This window comes from Geodermatophilus sp. URMC 63 (assembly GCF_053502565.1).
In genome coordinates this window covers 4,806,912-4,822,648 of the sequence record NZ_CP199956.1, presented here as the reverse complement: position 1 = coordinate 4,822,648, position 15,737 = coordinate 4,806,912, and the positions used below count along the sequence as shown (strand labels likewise).

14 protein-coding genes are annotated in these 15,737 nt (G+C 75.2%); 12 read left to right on the top strand and 2 right to left on the bottom strand.

Going from position 1 to position 15,737, the window contains the following annotated elements; genetic code table 11:
• Positions 1-203 precede the first annotated feature (203 nt).
• The 7 genes from ftsZ (at position 204) to ACWIZO_RS23410 (ending at position 6,027) form a co-directional block, all read left to right on the top strand.
• Positions 204-1,460, top strand: coding sequence for a cell division protein FtsZ (ftsZ, locus tag ACWIZO_RS23440; protein ID WP_446761229.1), 1,257 nt, complete (start codon positions 204-206; stop codon positions 1,458-1,460).
• Positions 1,461-1,565: 105 nt separating this feature from the next.
• Complete coding sequence (gene pgeF / locus ACWIZO_RS23435; RefSeq protein WP_448640000.1) at positions 1,566-2,297, top strand: peptidoglycan editing factor PgeF; 732 nt, start codon at positions 1,566-1,568, stop codon at positions 2,295-2,297.
• Positions 2,298-2,369: 72 nt separating this feature from the next.
• Positions 2,370-3,116, top strand: a complete 747-nt coding sequence (locus ACWIZO_RS23430) for a YggS family pyridoxal phosphate-dependent enzyme (protein WP_448639999.1) — start codon at positions 2,370-2,372, stop codon at positions 3,114-3,116.
• On the top strand, positions 3,116-4,042 hold the full coding sequence (locus ACWIZO_RS23425) for a cell division protein SepF (RefSeq protein ID WP_448639998.1): 927 nt from the start codon (positions 3,116-3,118) through the stop codon (positions 4,040-4,042). The genes ACWIZO_RS23430 and ACWIZO_RS23425 overlap by 1 nt, the downstream gene beginning before the upstream one ends.
• A gap of 64 nt (positions 4,043-4,106) precedes the next feature.
• Positions 4,107-4,403 carry a YggT family protein gene (locus tag ACWIZO_RS23420; RefSeq protein WP_446761225.1) on the top strand — a complete coding sequence of 99 codons (297 nt, stop codon included), beginning with the start codon at positions 4,107-4,109 and terminating at the stop codon, positions 4,401-4,403.
• Positions 4,404-4,476: 73 nt separating this feature from the next.
• Positions 4,477-5,193: a DivIVA domain-containing protein gene (locus ACWIZO_RS23415; RefSeq protein ID WP_448639997.1), complete on the top strand. Its 717-nt coding sequence runs from the start codon at positions 4,477-4,479 to the stop codon at positions 5,191-5,193.
• A 105-nt stretch (positions 5,194-5,298) separates the two neighbouring features.
• Positions 5,299-6,027: a hypothetical protein gene (locus ACWIZO_RS23410; RefSeq protein ID WP_448639996.1), complete on the top strand. Its 729-nt coding sequence runs from the start codon at positions 5,299-5,301 to the stop codon at positions 6,025-6,027.
• 115 nt (positions 6,028-6,142) lie between these two features.
• Here the strand turns inward: ACWIZO_RS23410 and ileS are convergent, their stop codons facing one another.
• Positions 6,143-9,328 carry an isoleucine--tRNA ligase gene (ileS, locus tag ACWIZO_RS23405; protein WP_448639995.1) on the bottom strand — a complete coding sequence of 1,062 codons (3,186 nt, stop codon included), beginning with the start codon at positions 9,326-9,328 and terminating at the stop codon, positions 6,143-6,145.
• Between the two features lie 95 nt (positions 9,329-9,423).
• Between ileS and ACWIZO_RS23400 the strand changes: the two genes are divergently transcribed.
• A complete protein-coding gene (locus ACWIZO_RS23400) occupies positions 9,424-10,935 on the top strand; it encodes a potassium/proton antiporter (RefSeq protein WP_448639994.1) in 1,512 nt (503 codons plus the stop codon).
• 200 nt (positions 10,936-11,135) lie between these two features.
• On the opposite strand, the gene mqo is transcribed toward ACWIZO_RS23400, so the two are convergent.
• Positions 11,136-12,629 (bottom strand): malate dehydrogenase (quinone), encoded by a 1,494-nt coding sequence (gene mqo, locus ACWIZO_RS23395; protein WP_448639993.1) that lies wholly within the window; start codon positions 12,627-12,629, stop codon positions 11,136-11,138.
• Between the two features lie 81 nt (positions 12,630-12,710).
• Here mqo and lspA point away from each other — a divergent pair, with 81 nt between their 5' ends.
• Genes lspA through ACWIZO_RS23375 form a run of 4 tightly spaced genes read left to right on the top strand, consistent with a single transcriptional unit; the run spans position 12,711 to position 15,731 of the window.
• The gene (lspA, locus tag ACWIZO_RS23390) at positions 12,711-13,484 is read left to right on the top strand and encodes a signal peptidase II (RefSeq protein WP_448639992.1); all 774 of its coding nucleotides are present in this window, start codon (positions 12,711-12,713) and stop codon (positions 13,482-13,484) included.
• A gap of 18 nt (positions 13,485-13,502) precedes the next feature.
• On the top strand, positions 13,503-14,447 hold the full coding sequence (locus tag ACWIZO_RS23385) for an RluA family pseudouridine synthase (RefSeq protein WP_448639991.1): 945 nt from the start codon (positions 13,503-13,505) through the stop codon (positions 14,445-14,447).
• 34 nt (positions 14,448-14,481) lie between these two features.
• Positions 14,482-15,303: a CPBP family intramembrane glutamic endopeptidase gene (locus tag ACWIZO_RS23380; RefSeq protein WP_448639990.1), complete on the top strand. Its 822-nt coding sequence runs from the start codon at positions 14,482-14,484 to the stop codon at positions 15,301-15,303.
• Positions 15,300-15,731, top strand: coding sequence for a GNAT family N-acetyltransferase (locus ACWIZO_RS23375; protein WP_448639989.1), 432 nt, complete (start codon positions 15,300-15,302; stop codon positions 15,729-15,731). Before ACWIZO_RS23380 ends, ACWIZO_RS23375 begins: the two co-directional genes overlap by 4 nt.
• Positions 15,732-15,737 lie beyond the last annotated feature (6 nt).

Sequence of the window (15,737 nt, the reverse complement as noted above, 5' to 3'; positions counted from 1 at the left end):
AGGCTGGCGGGTCGTCACCGACGGTGGTGCAGATGTGACCAGCGGGTCGCCGGGGATCGGTGAGGTCCGGCTCCTGCGACACGCCGGGCCGGGGAGGGTGCTTGTAGGCCCCACGAACGCCCACCTAACTTCGTGCGCGTCGACCCAGTTGACATAACTATAAGGCTTTACCTGAGGATGAGGGTCGAGGTCGGGAGTCCCACATGACACCTCCGCACAACTACCTCGCGGTCATCAAGGTCGTCGGCATCGGCGGCGGCGGTGTGAACGCGGTCAACCGGATGATCGAGGTCGGTCTGAAGGGGGTGGAGTTCATCGCCATCAACACCGACGCGCAGGCGCTGTTGATGAGCGACGCCGACGTCAAGCTCGACGTCGGCCGGGAGCTGACCCGCGGCCTCGGCGCCGGCGCCCAGCCCGACGTCGGCCGGCAGGCCGCCGAGGACCACCGCGAGGAGATCGAGGAGGTGCTCAAGGGCGCCGACATGGTCTTCGTGACCGCCGGCGAGGGCGGTGGCACCGGCACCGGCGGCGCGCCGGTGGTGGCCTCGATCGCCCGCAAACTCGGCGCGCTGACCATCGGTGTGGTCACCCGGCCCTTCTCCTTCGAGGGCAAGCGCCGCGCCGTGCAGGCAGAGTCGGGGATCGAGGAGCTGCGCAACGAGTGCGACACGCTCATCGTCATCCCCAACGACCGGCTGCTGCAGCTGGGCGACCGCAACGTCAGCGTCATGGACGCCTTCCGCACCGCCGACCAGGTGCTGCTCTCCGGTGTCCAGGGCATCACCGACCTGATCACCACCCCCGGCCTGATCAACCTCGACTTCGCCGACGTCAAGTCGGTCATGTCCGGCGCCGGGTCGGCGCTCATGGGCATCGGCAGCGCGCGCGGCGACAACCGTGCGCTGCTCGCCGCCGAGCAGGCCATCGCCAGCCCGCTCCTGGAGGCCTCGATGGAGGGCGCCCACGGCGTCCTGCTGTCGATCTCCGGTGGCTCCGACCTCGGCCTGTTCGAGATCAACGAGGCCGCCTCGCTCGTGTCGGACGCCGCGCACGCCGACGCCAACATCATCTTCGGTGCGGTCATCGACGACGCCCTCGGTGACGAGGTGCGGGTGACCGTCATCGCCGCCGGCTTCGACGGCGGACGTCCCTCGGCGCGCAAGGACGGCGGCGTCGCCGCGGTCCCCGCCGCCCCGGCGACCCCGCCGCCGGCCCTGCCCCGGGTCAGCCCGCCGCCGGCCGCCCCGCGGGCCACCGGTGAGCGGCTGGTCGGCCAGGTGCCCCCGGCACCGGTCGCACCGGCGCCGGCCCGCCCGGCTCCGCAGGCCGGCGGGGGCATCACGGTGCCGCCGCTGCCGCCGGTCCAGAACGCGGCCCCCGCCGCCGCGGGACGCCGTCCGCTGGGCAACGAGGACTTCGAGGAGGAGCTCGACATCCCGGAGTTCCTCCGTCAGTAGAAGGACCCCCGTGCCCCCCACCACTCGCACGCTCGTGGCGGGCCCCTGCACGGGGGCCGTTCCAGCACGTCACCGGCTCGGCGCGGGTCCCGGCACGGGGGCCGCATGAGCGGGGCTGCAGCCGCCCCGTCCGCGGTGCGCCCTCGACGGGTGGTCACCGACCGGCGGGGCGGCCGCTCGCGTCCGCCCTACGACACGTTCGACCTGGGCGACCACGTCGGTGACGACCCCGCCGACGTCGCGGCCAACCGCGCCCGACTCGCCCGCGAGCTCGGCGTGCCCGGCGACCGGCTGGTGTGGATGCAGCAGGTGCACGGCACCGGCGTCGCCGTCGTCGACGGCCCGGTCGAGGGCCCGCTGCCGGCGACCGACGCCCTCGTCACCCGCACACCCGGCCTGGTGCTGTGCGTCCTGGTCGCCGACTGCGTGCCGGTGCTCCTGGCCGACCCCGTGGCCGGGGTGGTCGCCGCCGTCCACGCCGGCCGGGAGGGCGTGCGGCAGGGCGTGGTCCCCGCCACCCTCGCGGCGATGGCCCGGCTGGGCAGCCGCCCGGCCGACACCACCGCGCTGCTCGGTCCGGCCGTCTGCGGCGCCTGCTACGAGGTGCCGCGGGCGATGCAGGCCGAGGTCGCCCGCGTGGCGCCCGCGGCCGCGGTGCGCACCCGCACGGGGACGCCGGGTCTGGACCTGCGCGCGGGGCTCGCCGGGCTGATGACCCGCGCCGGCCTGGCCCAGGTCGTGCACGACCCGCGCTGCACCGTCGAGGACCGCCGGCTGTTCAGCCACCGCCGCGACGGCGTCACCGGGCGCCAGGCCGGCGTCACCTGGCTCGGCTGACCCCTCCCCGCGATCGCGGCGCCGTGACCACCCGGCACCCCGCCGCGGTGGTCCGCGCGCCATGATCGCGGGGTGACCTCCCCGGCCGACCGGCTCCGCGCCGTCCGGAGCCGCATCGCCGCGGCCGCGCGGGCCGCCGGGCGCGACCCGTCGTCGGTCGCGCTGCTGGCGGTGAGCAAGACCTGGCCGGCCGACGACGTCCGCGCCCTGGCCGCGCTCGGGCAGACGGCGTTCGGGGAGAACCGCGCCCAGGAGCTCACCGCCAAGGCGGCCGCGCTCGCCGACCTGCCCCTCGAGTGGCACTTCGTCGGCCAGCTGCAGCGCAACAAGGCCGCCACCGTGGCCCGCACCGGCGCCGTCGTCCACTCCGTCGACCGGCTGCCCCTGGCCCGGGCGCTGTCCCGGGCGGGGGAGGAGGCCGGTCGCCCGGTCGACGTCTTCCTCCAGGTCGACCTCGGCGGCGCGGCGGGGGAGCTGGCCGAGCGGGGCGGCGCCGCGCCCGCCGACGTCCCCGGCCTCGCCGACGACGTCGCCGCGCTCCCCGGGGTGCGGCTGCGCGGGCTCATGGCGGTCGCGCCACGCGGAGAGGAACCCGGGCCCGCCTTCGCGCGCCTCGCCGCGCTCTCCGAGCGGCTGCGTGCCGACCACCCCGAGGCCGCGGACCTGTCGGCCGGCATGAGCGGCGACCTCGAGGAGGCGATCGCGGCGGGCGCCACGCTCGTGCGTGTCGGAACCGCGCTCTTCGGCTCCCGGCCTCTAGCCTCGCCCCGAGTCACACCAGTCACAGGAGCCCCACCGGGGGCACCGGAGGAGGTCTGATGGCCGGGGCCATGCGGAAGATGGGCATCTACCTCGGGCTCGTCGAGGACGACGACGCGCGCGCCTACGGGCGCTACGACGCCCGTCAGGCCGACCCGGCCGGCCACTACGAGGCCGACCGGTACGACGCGGACCGCTTCGACGGCGACCGCTACGACGGCGACCGGTACGACGAGCGGCGCTCCGACCGCCACGAGGGCCGGTACGAGGGGCGCTACGAGGACCGCTACGCCTCCGAGCCGCACGGCTCCTTCGACTCCTACGGCGGCGAGTACGACCGCTACGACGACCGGCGCTACGACGACGAGCGCGCCGACCCGGTGCGCGGCGGCGAGCGCGGCACCGGGCGCGGCATCGAGCTCGCGCCCGACCCCGAGCCGGTCGCGCTGCGCCGCGGCGGGGCCACCCGCCTGGGCCTGGCCCAGCCGGCCGCCTCCGGCGCCGGCACCGCGGGCACCTCCGCCCCGGTGGCCGCCGGACCCTCCCGGCTGGGCGCCGTCGGCGGCGGCCTCGGCGGGGGCGTCGCCGGCGGTCTCGGCGGGGGTGTCGGTGGTGGCGCCGGTGTCGCGAGCGCCGCGGCCGCGGGCCTGGCCGCCCGCGAGCAGGTCGCCGTCGCGCCCGAGCCGGCGCCCGCCCCGGCGCGGGAGCCCTACCGGATCACCACGCTGCACCCCAAGACGTACAACGAGGCCCGCGCCATCGGCGAGGCGTTCCGGGACGGCAGCCCGGTCATCATGAACCTCACCGAGCTCGACCACGCCGACGCGCGACGGCTCGTCGACTTCGCTGCAGGCCTCATCTTCGGCCTGCGCGGTAGCATCGAGCCGGTCACGGCCAAGGTGTTCCTGCTCAGTCCGCAGGACGTCGACGTGACGGCCGAGGACAAGGCCAAGATCCGCGAGGGCGGGTTCTTCGACCAGTCCTGAGGTCGTCCGGCCGGGGCAGACAGGCTGGCACGGCACCGCGGGTGCCCCGGGACGAGCGAGGACAGTGACTCTCTTCTGGCAGATCGTGTCATCGATCCTGCTCGTCTTCCTCATCCTGCTGTTCGCGCGCTTCGTCGTGGACTGGGTGATGGTCCTGGCGCGCAGCTGGCGCCCGTCCGGGCTGGTGGCCGCGGGTCTCGAGGTCGTCTACGCGACGACCGACCCGCCGCTCAAGGCGATCCGGAAGGTGATCCCACCGTTGAACCTGGGGTCCATCAGGCTGGACCTCGCGTTTATGGTGCTCCTGATCGCCGTCTACATCCTCCGGGGCATCACCCGGTCGCTGGCCATCGCCGCGTGACCCACGGTCCGCACGAGGGACCGAGCGCTGCCCCGACCGACCCCCACCCGCCGTCCCACCCGAGGTGAGCCCCTTGCCACTCACGCCAGCCGACGTGCACAACGTCGTCTTCAAGAAGCCGCCGATCGGGAAGCGTGGCTACGACGAGGACGAGGTCGACGCGTTCCTCGACGTGGTGGAGGCCGAGCTCGCCCGGCTGATCGAGGAGAACAACGAGCTGCGCGCCGGCTCGAGCACCGGCCGGGTCACCGCCCAGCCCGTTACCGCCGAGCCGGCGGCGGCGCCCGCGCCGCCGCCGCAGCCCGCCGTCCGCGAGGACGACACCGCTCGTGCCTCGCGCATGCTGGCGCTGGCGTCGGAGACCGCCGACCGCTACGTCAACGAGGCCAAGACCCAGGCCGACCAGATGGTGGCCTCGGCCAAGACCAACAGCGACCGGATGCTCACCGAGGCGCGCGCCAAGAGCGAGCAGCTGGTCAGCGAGGCCAAGAGGCGCGCCGACTCGATGATCAACGACGCCCGCACCCGCGCCGACGCGATGGAGCGCGAGGCCCGTGCCAAGGCCGCGGCCCTCGACCAGGACGCCGAGCGCCGGCACCGCGAGGTGATGGGCCCCCTGGAGGAGAAGCGCGCCGGCCTCGAGCGCAAGATCGAGGAGCTGCGGACCTTCGAGCGCGAGTACCGCACCCGCTTCCGCTCCTACCTCGAGTCGCACCTGCGCGACCTCGACAGCCGCGGCTCCGCCGAGCCGTCGTCGGCCAGCCGGCAGAACCAGCACGCCCCGGCCTGACCTCCCCGATCGGCGTCGCAGGGCCCCCGGACACCTCGTCCGGGGGCCCTGCTGCGTCGTGGCCAGCGCGCGCCCGGCCACCGGGGCCGCGGTTAGAGTCGCCGCGTGGTCGTGGTCGCCGGTCTCCTCGTGCTCGCGGGCCTCGCCCTCTTCGTCACCGGGATCCTGACCGACGTCACCGCCTGGTACTGGGCCTGCGTGGGTGTGTGCGGCATCGCCGCGGTGCTGCTGGTCATAGCCCGTCTCCGGACGACGGACCACGACCGGACGCCCGTCCCCTCCGACCTGCCGCGCGAGCACGGCCCGACGACGACCGGCCCGACGACGACCGGTGCGACGGAGGCCGGCCCGGCGACGGCGGGTGTGACGGAGGCCGGCCCGACCGGGTGGCAGGACGCGGCGCGACCCACAGGGGTCCCGGAGGCGACGGCGCCGGACGCGGAGCCACCGGCCCGCAGCCGGCACGGCCGGCACGAGGCCCCCGACGAGGACGGGCCGACGGTGGCTCCGCCGGTCCGGGGGCCGGGCACCGCGCCGTCCCCCGCAGCGGCCGCGGCGCCGGTACCGGCCCACGACCCCGCCGGTGACCCGGGCGAGGAGGACGTGGAGGTCACCGACCTGCTGCTGGTGGTCGACCTGGCCGACGAGGTCCTCGTCGTCGACGAGCACCCGCGCTACCACCTCGCCGACTGCCGCTGGCTGGCCGGCCGCGCGACCGTCCCGCTGCCGGTGACCGAGGCGCGCACCGACGGTTTCACCCCCTGTGCGGTGTGTGGTCCCGACCGGCACCTCGCCGCGGTGGAGCGCGCCCGCCGGGCCGCCCGCAGGGGCTGACCCGCCCGTCGCGATGATCAGGTGACCTGATCCCAGCGCGTCCTCCCTCACGTCCCACCGTCGGGTAGGACGCTGCACGATCAGGTCACCTGATCATCGCGCGGGGCTGCCGCGATCAGGCGCGGGTGATCGTGAAGCGCAGGCCGCCGGGCCCCTCGAACACCGCGCCGTCCTCGGCCGTGTCCTCCTCGGCCGTGTCCTCCTCGGCCCTGTTCTCCTCCACCGTGGTCTCCCGCACCGTGGTCGCCAGCACCTCACGGGCCAGCTGGTCGGCGTTCTCCTGCAGCGCCGTCCGCATCGGCTCCTCCGCGGCCCACGCCAGGCCGATCCGGTCGCTGACCTCCAGGCCGCTGCTCTTGCGGGCCTCCTGCACCAGCCGCACCGCCTCGCGGAACAGCCCGGCCCGCTCCAGCTCCGGCGTGAGCTCCAGGTCCAGCGCCACGGTCAGGCCGCCGCCGCTGGCCACCGTCCACCCCTCGCGCGGCGTCTCGGTGACCACCAGGTCGCCGTCCTCGAGGGGCACCGTGGCGCCGTCGACCTCCACCGACGCCGTCCCGGCGCGGTAGGCGGCCACCAGCGCGGGCGCGTCGGCCGCGGCGACGGCTCTCGCCACCGCCTGCACCTGCTTGCCCAGCCGCCGGCCGACGGCGCGGAAGTCGACCTTGACGCTGACGTCGACCAGGTCGCCGCCCACCGCCGAGAGGTCGGCCAGCTCGGCGACGTTGAGCTCGTCGGCCACCTCGGCCACCAGGTCGCGGGGCAGCGCGGCGAACCCGGGCGCGGCGACGACGGCGCGCCCCAGCGGCTGCCGGGTGCGCACCTTCGCCGACGTCCGCGCCGAGCGGCCCAGCTCGACCAGCCGGCGGACCAGGTCGACCTGCGCCACCAGCTGTGGGTCGCGGGCGGCCTCGTCGACGGCGGGCCAGGATGCCAGGTGCACCGAGTCCGGCGCGTCGGCCAGCCCCGGCGCGACCACCGTCGTCCAGACCTCGTCGGTGACGAACGGGACGAAGGGGGCCATGAGCCGGGTCAGCCCGTCGAGCACCTCGTGCAGCGTGCCCAGCGCCGCCGGGTCGCCGTCCCAGAACCGGCGCCGGGAGCGGCGCACGTACCAGTTGGACAGGTCGTCGACGAACTGCGCGAGCAGCCGCCCGGCGCCCTGGGTGTCGAAGGCCTCCAGCGCGTCGGTGACGCCCTCGGTCACCGCGGCCAGCTGCGCCAGCGCCCAGCGGTCCAGCAGCGGCCGCTCGGCGCGCGGTGGCGCCGGCGTCGCGGTGGGGTCCCAGTCGTTGGCGGCGGCGTAGAGGGTGAGGAAGCTGGCGGTGTTCCAGTAGGTCAGCAGGACCTTGCGGACCACCTCCGACAGCGTCTCGTGCCCCACCCGGCGCGCCGACCACGGCGAGCCGCCGGCGAGCATGAACCAGCGGACGGCGTCGGCGCCGTGCCGGTCCATCAGCGGGATGGGCTCGAGGATGTTGCCCAGGTGCTTGCTCATCTTGCGGCCGTCCTCGGCGAGGATGTGGCCCAGGCACAGCACGTTCTCGTAGGAGCTCTTGCCGAACACCAGCGTGCCGACGGCCATGAGCGTGTAGAACCAGCCGCGGGTCTGGTCGATCGCCTCGCAGATGAACTGCGCGGGGTAGGCGGCCTCGAACTGCTCCCGGTTGCGGTGCGGGGCGCCCCACTGGGCGAAGGGCATCGAGCCCGAGTCGTACCAGGCGTCGATCACCGGCCGCACCCGTCGGTAGGTGCCCTCCTCACCGGGGCGGGTGAAGGTCACCTCGTCGATGAAGGGCCGGTGCGGGTCGAGGTCGGACAGGTCGCGGCCGGTCAGCTCCGAGAGCTCGGCCAGCGAGCCGACCGCCACCATCCGGGACGGATCGGCGTCGTTGCGCCAGATGGGCAGCGGCGTGCCCCAGTACCGGTCGCGGGACAGCGCCCAGTCGACGTTGTTGTTCAGCCAGTCGCCGTAGCGGCCCCACTGGATGGTCTCGGGGTGCCAGTGGGTCTTCTCGTTCTCGGCGAGCAGCTGGTCCTTGACCGCGCTGGTGCGGATGTACCAGGACGGCTGCGCGTAGTACATGAGCGGCGTGTGGCAGCGCCAGCAGTGCGGGTAGCTGTGCTCGTAGCGCTGCTCGCGCCACAGGACGCCGCGCTGCTGCAGGTCGACGACGAGGGCGTCGTCGGCGGCCTTGAAGAAGTGCCCGCCCACCAGCGGGACCTCGGGCAGGAAGTGGCCGGAGGCGTCGATCGGGTTGACCACCGGCAGGCCGTAGGAGCGGCAGACGGCGAGGTCGTCGGCGCCGAAGGCGGGGGACTGGTGCACCAGCCCGGTGCCGTCGTCGGTGGTGACGTAGTCGGCCAGGACGACGAAGTGGGTGTCCTCCCCCTCGGGGAAGTCGACCAGCTCGAACGGGCGCCGGTAGTGCACCCGCTCCCAGTCGCGGCCGGTGGTGCGGGCCAGCACCTCGACGTCGTCGAGGTCGCCGAAGACGGCACCCAGCAGCGGCTCGGCCACCACCAGGGTGTCCGCCCCGCGCCTCGCCACCACGTAGGTCACCTCGGGGTTGACCGCGACGGCGGTGTTGCTCGGCAGCGTCCACGGCGTCGTCGTCCAGACCAGCAGGTCGGCCTTCCCCGCCCACGGGCCGTCGGTGACCGGCAGCCGGACGTACACCGAGGGGTCGGTGATCGACTCGTAGCCCTGGGCGACCTCGTGGTCGGACAACCCGGTGCCGCAGCGCGGGCAGTAGGGGGCGACGCGGTGGTCCTCGACGAGCAGGCCCTCGTCGAAGACCTGCTTGAGCGACCACCAGACGCTCTCGATGTAGTGCGGGTCCATCGTCCAGTAGGCGGTGGACATGTCGACCCAGTAGCCCATGCGGCGGGTGAGGTCGCTGAAGGCGTCGACGTGCCGCATGACCGACTCGCGGCAGCGGGCGTTGAACTCCGCGATGCCGTAGCGCTCGATGTCGGGCTTGCCGGCGAACCCGAGCTCCTGCTCGACGGCGATCTCGACCGGCAGGCCGTGGCAGTCCCAGCCGGCGCGGCGGGGCACGTGCCAGCCCTGCATCGTCTTGAAGCGCGGGAAGACGTCCTTGAAGGCACGCGCCTCGATGTGGTGGGTCCCGGGGCGGCCGTTGGCGGTGGGCGGACCCTCGTAGAACACCCACTGCGGCCGGCCCTCGGTCGCGGCCAGGGACCGGGCGAACACGCCGCGGTCCTCCCAGCGCCGCAGCACGTCCTGCTCGATCGCGGGCAGGTCGACCTGGGGCGGCAGCGCACGGAAGGGAGAGCTCACGCTCCCATTGTCCCCGAGGCGTCGAGCGTCTTCCGGCGCCGGGGCGAGGGCCCGGCGACGGGGGTACGGGAGGATGCGCCCATGGGCGCGGCGCGGTGAACACCACGGTCACCGTCGCCCTCGCGGTCGGGGCGCTCGTCGTCCTGGTCTCGGCCGTCGCGTTGCGGCTGGCCGACCGGCTGGGCCTGCCCAGCCTGCTGCTCTACCTGGCCCTGGGCGTCGCGCTGGGGGAGAGCGGAGCGGGCATCGAGTTCGAGGACGTCGCGCTCACCCAGACCCTCGGGGTCGCCGCGCTGGTCGTCATCCTCGCCGAGGGCGGCCTGACCGCCCGCTGGAACGACGTCCGCCGGGCGATCGGCCCCGGACTGGCGCTGTCGACGATCGGCGTCGTGGTGAGCGTGGTGACGACGGCGGCCGTCGGGGTGTGGCTGCTGGACCTGACCTGGTCCCTCGCGCTGCTGCTCGGGGCCGTCGTCAGCTCGACCGACGCGGCCGCGGTGTTCGCCTCGCTGCGCCGGCTGCCGCTGCCGCGCCGGATGGCCGCCGCCCTGGAGGCCGAGAGCGGCCTCAACGACGCGCCGGTGATCCTGCTGGTCGTCGCCCTGTCCGACACCCTCACCGGCGAGAGGACCCACGCCTGGTGGGTGACCGCGCTCGAGGTGGTCGCCGAGCTCGCCGGCGGGTCGGTCATCGGCGTCGCGCTGGGCGCCGGCGGGGCGTGGCTGCTGCGCCGCTCGGCGCTGCCGCTGTCGGGCTTCTACCCGCTGGCCACCCTGGCGCTGTGCGTGCTCGCCTTCGCCTCGGCGTCGCTGGCGCACACGTCGGGCTTCGTCGCGGTCTACCTGTGCGGGCTCGTCCTGGGGAACGCGGCACTGCCGCACCGGGCGGCGTCCATCGGTTTCGCCGAGGGGATGGCGTCGCTGGCCCAGATCGGGCTGTTCGTGCTGCTGGGACTGCTGGTCTCGCCGGGCCGGCTGCCCGAGGCGATCGGTCCGGCGCTGCTGGTCGGCGGAGCGCTGCTGCTGGTGGCGCGGCCGCTGTCGGTGGCCGCCAGCCTGGTCTGGTTTCGCATGCCGTGGGCGCAGCAGGTGTTCATCTCGTGGGCCGGGCTGCGCGGCGCGGTGCCGATCGTGCTGGCCACCTTCCCGCTCACCGCCGACGTGCCCGACGCCGCCCTGGTCTTCGACACCGTGTTCGTGCTGGTCGTCGTCTTCACGCTCGTGCAGGGCTGGTCGCTGCCGTGGGTGGCCCGGCGGCTGGGCATCGCGACGCCGCTGACCCCGCGCGACGTCGAGGTGGAGTCCGCGCCGCTGGAGGAGCTCGACGCCGAGCTGATGCAGATGCGGGTGCCCGCGGGCTCCCGGCTGCACGGCGTCTACCTGCCCGAGCTGCGGCTGCCCGAGGACGCCGCGGTGGTGCTCATCGTCCGCGACGGCCGCTCGTTCGTCCCCGACCACACCACCCGGCTGATGCGCGGCGACCAGGCGCTGCTGGTGTCGACCCGCCGCTCCCGCCCCGAGGCCGAGCGGCGGCTCCGGGCGGTCAGCCGCGCCGGCCGGCTGGCCACCTGGCGCGGCGAGCAGGGCACCGCCACCGAGGTCGACTGACGGAGGACCCCCTCGCCCCCCACCGCTCGCGAGCTCGCGGCGGGCCCCTGCGAGGGGGCCGTGGCGACGACCCGCGAGCAGCCCCTCCGGCGGCACGCCGGCGGCGGGCTCCTGAGGAGGAGGGCCACGGCGCGACACGCCAGTGGCCCCCTCCGGCGGGCGGAGGGGGCCACTGGCGTGTGGTCGGGGGTGACCCGGCGTCAGCCGTTGAGCTCGAGGGTCTGCATCGTCTCCTCGCGGACGGCGGCCAGCAGGGTCGGGTCGGCGGAGAGGTCGCGGCCGTAGGAGGGGATGGCCTCCTCCAGCGCGCTCCGGCGGGCGGCGACCCGGTCGGGGAAGCAGCGCTCGACGAGCGTGAGCATCGCCGAGACGGCGGTCGAGGCACCCGGCGAGGCGCCGAGCAGCCCGGCGATGGAACCGTCGGAGCCGACGACGAGCTCGGTGCCGAACTGCAGCACCCCCCTGCCGGACTTCGGGTCCTGCTTGATGACCTGCACCCGCTGACCGGCGGCGATCATCTCCCAGTCGGCCTGCTCGGCGCGGGGCACGAACGCGGTGAGCGTGCGGTGCCGGGCGCCGCGCGACTGGAGCAGCTCGGTGACCAGGTACCTCGTCAGCGCCAGCTCGGTGCGGGCGACGCCGAGCATCGAGCCGAGGTTGTTCGGCTTCACGCTGAGGGGCAGGTCGAAGATCGAGCCGGCCTTGAGGAACTTCGGCGAGAAGCCGGCGTAGGGGCCGAACAGCAGCGAGTACTCGCCGTCGACCAGGCGCAGGTCCAGGTGCGGCACCGACATCGGCGGGGCGCCCACGGCGGCCTGGCCGTAGACCTTGGCCTGGTGCTGGGTGACCAGCTCGGGGGAGCGGGTGCGGAGGAACAGGCCGCTGACCGGGAAGCCGCCGAAGCCGCGGATCTCGGGGATCGCGGCCCGCTGCAGCAGCGGCAGCGCGCCGCCGCCGGCGCCGACGAAGACGAAGCGGGTGCGCACCGAGCGCTCCTCGCCGGTCCGCCGGTCGGTGACGGTGACCCGCCAGCGGCCGTCGTCGAGCCGCTCGAGGCCGGTGACCCGCTGGGAGGTGTGCACCTGCACGCCGCGCGCCTCGCCCTGGGCGAGCAGCAGCCGGGTGAGCGCGCCGAAGTTGACGTCGGTGCCGGCCACGGATCGGGTCGCGGCGACGACCTGGGCGGGGTCGCGGCCGTTCATCACCAGGGGTACCCAGCCGGCGAGCTCGCCCGGGTCGTCGGTGTACTCCAGGCCGGCGAACAGCGGCTCGGCTGACAGCGCGGCGTGCCGGTTGCGCATGTAGGCGCGCCCGTCCTCGCCGGTGACGAAGCTGACGTGCGGCACCGGGGTGATGAAGTCCTTGGGCGAGCCGGTCAGCCCGGTGCGGACCAGGTGCGACCAGAACTGGCGCGAGACCTGGAACTGCTCGTTGATCGTGCGGGCCTTGGTGGTGTCCACCCGGCCGTCGGGCCCCGCGGGGGTGTAGTTGAGCTCGCAGAGCGCGGCGTGGCCGGTGCCGGCGTTGTTCCACGCGTCCGAGCTCTCCCCGGCGACGTCGGCCGCGGACTCGAAGACGGTGACGCTCCACTCGGGGGCGAGGACACCGAGCAGCGACGCCAGGGTCGCGCTCATGATGCCGCCGCCGACGAGCACCACGTCGGGGTCGGTGGCTGAACCGAGGTCGGTGGACACGACTGCCTTCCTGCCGCGGAGGTGTTCTCCTCCTGACGATCGGCCGACCCGGCGGTGAACACGAACTCCGGGTGGTGTGAGATGCCCCCGTTCCGGTATGACCTTCCTCACCCGCCACTCCAGTGGCGGGGACGGCGGCCCTCTGGCAGGTGCGTCACGGGGGAGGATGGCCGGTCGCGGCTATCGTCGGGGCGAGCCCGCACCAGCCCCGACCGCCAGGAGTCCGCGCTGACCGACCAGCCCGAGCAGGCCCGCGCCGCGACGCCCGGGGACGCGCCTCCCGGGGAGGAGGCGCCGGCCCGCCGTCCCCGCACCCGGCTGCTGCTCCTGCTCGCCGCGCTGGTGTTCCTCGCCGACCTGGGCACCAAGCTGCTCGTCGTCGCCACGATCGACCGCGGCGAGAACGTCCGCGTGCTCGGCGGGCTGCTGTACCTGACCCACGCCCGCAACACCGGCGCGGCGTTCTCCTTCGCCGAGGGCTTCACCGTGGTCTTCACCCTGATCGCCGTCGCCGTCGCGGTGGTGATCGTGCGGACGGCGCGGCGGCTGGCGTCGCTGGGCTGGGCGGTGTCGCTGGGACTGGTGCTCGGCGGTGCCCTGGGCAACCTGGCCGACCGGGTGTTCCGCGACCCGGGTCTCCTGCGCGGCGGCGTCGTCGACTTCCTCTCCGTCTTCGCGCCCGACGGCGAGGTCTACCCGATCTTCAACCTGGCCGACTCGGCGATCGTGTGCGGCGGCCTGCTCGGCGCGGTCCTCGCGCTGCGCGGCATCGAGTTCGACGGCAGCCGCGGCCGCGACCACGACGGGGACGAGCACGGGGACGGGCACGGCAGTGGCGCCGTCTCCCGCGGCTGACCGCGGCCGCCTGAGACGATGGCGGGCGTGACCTCTCCCGGCCTGCACCGCGCGCTCCCGGTGCCCGACGGCCTGGAGGGCCAGCGGGTCGACCAGGCGCTGACCCGGCTGTTCGGGCTGTCGCGGGCGGTGGCCGCCGAGCTGGCCGACGCCGACAAGGTGTGGGTCGACGGCCGGGCCCGCGGCAAGGGCGACCGGCTGACCGGCGGCAGCTGGCTGGAGGTCGAGCTGCCGCCGCCGCCCGGCGAGCCGCCCGCGCCCGAGCCGGTGCCGGGCCTGACGGTCGTCCACGACGACGACGACGTCGTGGTCGTCGACAAGCCGGTCGGCGTGGCCGCCCACCCCAGCCCCGGCTGGGACGGTCCGACCGTCGTCGGCGGGCTGGCCGCGGCCGGCTACCGCGTCTCCACCTCCGGCGCCCCCGAGCGGCAGGGGGTGGTGCACCGGCTGGACGCGGCGACGACGGGGCTGATGGTCGTGGCCAAGAGCGAGCGGGCCTACAGCGTGCTCAAGGCGGCGTTCAAGGAGCGGACGGTCGACAAGGGCTACCACGCGCTCGTGCAGGGCCACCCCGACCCGTCCCGCGGCACCATCGACGCACCGATCGACCGGCACCCCCGGCACGACTGGAGGTTCGCCGTGGTCAGCGGCGGGCGGCCGTCGGTGACGCACTACGAGGTCCTCGAGGCCTTCCCCGCGGCCAGCCTGGTCGACATCCACCTGGAGACCGGGCGCACCCACCAGATCCGCGTGCACTTCTCGGCGATGCGCCACCCCTGCGTCGGCGACACGACCTACGGCGCGGACCCGACGCTGGCCGCGCGGCTCGGCGTCGACCGTCAGTGGCTGCACGCGCTGCGCCTCGGCTTCGCCCACCCGGCCGACGGGCGCTGGGTGGAGTTCACCAGCGCCTACCCGCCCGACCTCGCCGGCGCCCTGGCGATCCTGCGCGCCGAGTCCTGAGGCCGTGCTCCCGTAGACCGTGTTCCCGTAGACCGTGACCGAGCTGCCCGCCTCCCTCGCCGCCTTCGGGCCGGCGACGCTCTCGGTCGTCGTCGTGGCCGTCTACCTCGTGCTGGGCGAGCCCGTCGTCGGGCACGTGCTGCACCGCCGGTTCGAGGGCCGGCTGCGCGCCGACCCGGAGGCCCGGCGCTCGTTCTACCGGCGGCTGCTGGTGCTCGAGTGGGGTCTGGCGGTGCTCGCCGCCGTGCTGTGGCTGGCCTCGCCCGGCGTGGACGCCGCCGCCGTCGGGCTGGCCTGGCCCTCCGGCTGGCCCGGCCCGGTCACGGGGACGGCGACCGTGCTGGTGCTGGTGCTCTCGCTGGTCTCGGTGCGGGCCCTGCGCGGCGGTGCGCTGGCGCGGGCGGCGGCGCCCCGCCGGCCGGGGTCCGCCGCGCCGGCCCACGGGCGGCACGCCGAGCCCGAGGGGCACGCCACGCTGGCGCTGCTGCCCCGCACGCCCGCGGAGCGCCGGCTGTTCAGCGTCGTCGGCGTGACCGCCGGCGTGTGCGAGGAGTGGCTCTACCGGGGGTTCTTCCTCGCCGTGGTGGCCGCGGCCGGCGGGGGCCTGCCGGTGCCGGTGCTCGTGCTCGCCGGGGCGGTCGCCTTCGGCCTGGCGCACGCCTACCAGGGCCGGCACGGCGTCGTGCTCACCGGCGTCCTCGGCGGGGTGTTCGCGGCGCTGTACCTCGACACCGGGTCGCTGCTGCTGCCGGTGCTGCTGCACGCCGCGGTGGACCTGCGGTTCCTGCTCGTGCCGGCGTCGGCGCTGCCCGAGACGCTCCCCGCCCCGCGGCCGACCGGGGGAGCGGCCGCGTGACCCGTCCCGCCGCGCGGGTGGCCACCGCCGCCGACTGGCCGGAGGTCGTGGCGCTGCGCACCCGCGTCTTCGTCGAGGAGCAGGGCGTGCCGCCGGAGGTCGAGCAGGACGCCGCCGACGCCACCGCCGTCCACGCGGTCGGCCGGGACGACCGAGGCCGGGTGGTCGCCACGGGGCGGCTGCTCGAGCGCGGCGGGCGGGCGGTGATCGGCCGGATGGCGGTCGAGGCGGACGCCCGGGGAGGCGGCCACGGGGCCGCGGTGCTGGCCGAGCTGCACCGGCAGGCGGTGCTGCGCGGGCTGACCGAGGTCGAGCTGCACGCGCAGGTCACCGCGCGCGGCTTCTACGAGCGGGCCGGCTACACCGCCGTGGGCGGTGAGTACACCGAGGCCGGCATCCGGCACGTCACCATGCGCCGCCGGCTGTGACGACCC